This is a genomic window from Bradyrhizobium sp. (genome assembly GCF_049691595.1).
In the GTDB taxonomy this organism is placed as follows: Bacteria; Pseudomonadota; Alphaproteobacteria; order Rhizobiales; family Xanthobacteraceae; genus Bradyrhizobium.
Map to the genome: position 1 here is coordinate 1 of NZ_JBAVNZ010000589.1, position 3,479 is coordinate 3,479.

A 3,479-nucleotide genomic window follows, 5' to 3' on the forward strand; every position below is an offset into this window, starting at 1 on the left:
GCCTGCTGGCGCGCCGACGGCACGCCGATCGGCATTGCCGGGGGCCTGGCGCGGGCGGGCGTGCGGTTTGGGCTGGCTTAAACTTCTCTGCCCCGGACGCCGCGCAGCGCGCCAGCGGTGCGCTGCAGAGCCGGGGCCCTTCGTGTTGGCAGGAGAGCAGGTCCCGGCTCCGCGGAGCAGCCATGGTGCGTCGAAGACGCGCGTAAACGCGCTGATGGCACGCTGCACCGTGTCCGGGAAAGGAGGCCTACTTCCGCACGCAGATCACGCGCACGACCGCCGCCTTCGCATCGGATGATCCGCCCGACACATTCACGCCATTGGCCCTGAGGAAATCGCGCACGGTATCCGCCGGCACCAGCGTTGCTTGCGCCGCGGGCGCGGCATTAGGCGGCCCTGCGACCACCATCGGCTTCAACAGCGCGATGCCAGCGAATTTGCCCGCGCTGTCCAGCGCAGCCGCGCCGGAAAAGCCGAGCGCCGGCGCCGGCGTCAGCGCGTTGTCATTGCCGCCGCCGGTCTGGGCGGCCGACGCCTTGACGCTGCTCGCAGCCGCGGCGCCGCCCTGGCTCTGTGGATCGGCAATCCCGGTGAGATCGAGCGCCGTCCTCGCGCCACTGCCGGCGATATCGAGCGGCTTCAGCCCGCGCGCGCCGTAGAGGCGCAGCAGCGCAAGATCGTGATCCTTGTCCTCGGCGATGCGATCGGCATTGCCGTAGCCGGCAACGGCGATCGCCAGGCAGCCGTCGGTGATCTGGCGGTCGGCCACGATCGCGCCGTCGTCGCTGACCACGACCCCGGTGCCGTATTCGACGGTTTTGCGCGGCGCCGGGCCGGCAACCTGTGCGCCGGCCGGAAAGGCGTTGAACGCGCTCGACATCGCAATCACGACCGGCTCGACGGTGTTTTCGGTGGCCTGATCGTAGAGGATGGTGAGGATGCGGACCTCGTCGCCTTTGAACGTGCCGCGCAGATAGAATTTCTTCAGGCCCTGCAGCCCCGACAGCACGAAGAAATCCGGCTTGACCACGGTGTAGTCGATGTTGCGTCCCGGCTCCTTCTTTTCCTGCTCGGCGAGTTTTGCGGTGGTGGGACTGGTCTCCTTGCGCCGCGTCAACTGGATCTGGACCGTCCCGGTTGGAGAAGTCCATTTGGTGCCATTGGCATCGGAGGCCTGCTGCGGGACCAGCTTGGAGGGAATGCCGAGCCGCACGCCGGTGCCGGGATCGGTAACGATCTTCCAGCCGACATTCTCCTGCCGCCGCTTGGCGGTATCGGCGAGCACGCCGCGCTCCTGCGGGTTGAGCACGCCGGTTGGCTTGCCGCCGCGGCCCTTCTGGAATTCCTTGATCGCGGCGACCATGCGCTCGCTGACTTCACCCGATATCGCGCCGTTATATTGCCCGACCCAGGCGAGGTCCGATTGCAGGGCCAGCCGCTCCGCCTGCGCCATCGCATTCGCCGTCTCCTCCGGTTTCTGCAGTGCGGGGCGGATCGTCACCGTCGCAACCGGTTTCGGCCTGGCGCCCGCCGTAGATGGCGTCGTCATCTGGGCCTGCGCGGAGGTGCCCATCGCCAAGACCATCAATGTTGCCGAAAGCATCGATCTCATGACAAATCCCGGGAGGATTATTGGAGGGTCATTGACGTGCCGCCAATTAAGCACATCTGCTTGGTCGGCAACAACCGCGTCGGGTTCAGGAACCATTGGCTCGCAATGACGGCGAAGGGTAAGGGATGCCTGGAAAATGCTGAGTGCCGACGAACTCGAACGCTACGCCCGCCATATCGTGCTGCGCGAGGTCGGCGGCCCCGGCCAGACCGCGTTGAAGCAGGCCGCCGTGCTGGTGATCGGCGCCGGCGGGCTCGGCGCGCCGGCGCTGTTGTATCTCGCCGCCGCCGGCGTCGGCACGCTCGGCGTGATCGATGACGACATCGTCTCGCTCTCCAACCTGCAGCGCCAGGTCATCCACGCCACGCCAGACATCGGTCGTCGCAAGGTCGACAGCGCCGCCACGCAGATTCACGCGCTGAACCCGCATGTCAACGTCAAGGCCCACGCGGTCCGGCTCGATGCGAACAACGCGATGTCGCTGATCGGCGGCTACGATCTGGTGCTCGACGGGTCCGACAATTTCGAAACCCGATACCTGGTCTCGGACGCCTGCTTCCTCGCCGGCAAGCCGCTGGTCACGGCAGCGCTCGGCGTGTTCGATGGATCGCTGACCACGATCCGCGCGCATGAAAGAAACGCCGACGGCGAATTCAATCCGACCTATCGCTGCCTGTTTCCCGAACCGCCGCCGCCGGGCACCGTGCCGGCCTGCGCCGAGGCCGGCGTGATGGGCGCGCTTGCCGGTATCCTGGGCTCGATGATGGCGCTGGAGGCGATCCGCGAAATCGTCGGCTTCGGCGAAAGCCTGGTCGGCCGTCTGCTGATGGTCGACGCCCGCGCGATGCGGTTCGAGACGCTGCGCTACAAGCGCGATCCCGCGAACCCGCTCAATGGGGATAAGCCTGTCGTGACGGATTTGAGCGGGTATCGGTAAGCGTGAGGCGTGCCCCGGATGCTGCGCGGCGCTCTTGCGGTGCGCTGCTGATCCGGGGTCCATCCGTATCAGCATATGTGTGGGTCCCGGCTCTGCGGAGCAGCGTGAAGAACGCTGCACCGCGTCCGGGACACGTCAACTCCCGTCGCGCCCTCACAACATGCTCGGCAGCACGCGATCCGGCGGCTTGTGGTTGTCGAGGAAGGTCCGGATATTGATGATCACCTTCTCGCCCATCTCGACCCGGCCCTCGATGGTCGCCGAGCCCATATGCGGCAGCAGCGTCACCTTGCCGGCGCGCGCCAGCCGCACCAGTTTCGGATTGACCGCGGGCTCGTGCTCGTACACGTCGAGGCCGGCGCCGGCGATCTCACCGGTTTCGATCAGCCTGGTCATCGTCTCCTCTTCGATCACCTCGCCGCGCGCGGTGTTGACGATATAGGCGTCTTTGCGGATCAGCTTCAGCCGCCGCGCCGAGAGCAGATGGAAGGTCGCCGGCGTGTGCGGACAATTGACCGAGATGATGTCCATCCGCGCCAGCATCTGGTCGAGGCTTTCCCAATAGGTCGCACCCAACTCATCGGCGATAACCGGCGCCACCGGTCGGCGGTTGTGATAGTGGATCTGCAGCCCGAAGGCGCGCGCCCGCCGCGCCACCGCCTGTCCGATGCGGCCCATGCCGATGATCCCGAGTCGCTTGCCTCCGATCCGATGGCCGAGCATCCAGGTCGGCGACCAGCCCGGCCAGTTCTTGCCTTCGGTAAAGATGGAAGCGCCCTCGATCAGCCGCCGCGGCACCGCGAGGATCAGCGCCATGGTCATGTCGGCGGTGTCCTCGGTCAGCACGCCCGGCGTATTGGTCACCGTGATGCCGCGGTTGCGGGCCGTGTCGAGATCGATGTTGTCGACGCCCGTGCCGAAATTGGCGAT

At 66.6% G+C, this 3,479-nt stretch carries 3 protein-coding genes; 1 reads left to right on the forward strand and 2 read right to left on the reverse strand.

Annotated features, from left to right (window positions below; all coding sequences use genetic code 11):
* Window positions 1-247: 247 nt before the first annotated feature.
* Window positions 248-1,612: a serine protease gene (locus WCE35_RS23690; RefSeq protein WP_424595739.1), complete on the reverse strand. Its 1,365-nt coding sequence runs from the start codon at window positions 1,610-1,612 to the stop codon at window positions 248-250.
* Window positions 1,613-1,748: 136 nt separating this feature from the next.
* On the opposite strand from WCE35_RS23690, the gene WCE35_RS23695 reads away from it, so the two are divergent.
* Window positions 1,749-2,549: a HesA/MoeB/ThiF family protein gene (locus WCE35_RS23695; RefSeq protein WP_424595740.1), complete on the forward strand. Its 801-nt coding sequence runs from the start codon at window positions 1,749-1,751 to the stop codon at window positions 2,547-2,549.
* Between the two features lie 153 nt (window positions 2,550-2,702).
* Here WCE35_RS23695 and WCE35_RS23700 read toward each other — a convergent pair.
* Window positions 2,703-3,479: 2-hydroxyacid dehydrogenase (locus WCE35_RS23700; RefSeq protein WP_424595741.1), on the reverse strand; the 777-nt coding region annotated here is incomplete at its 5' end.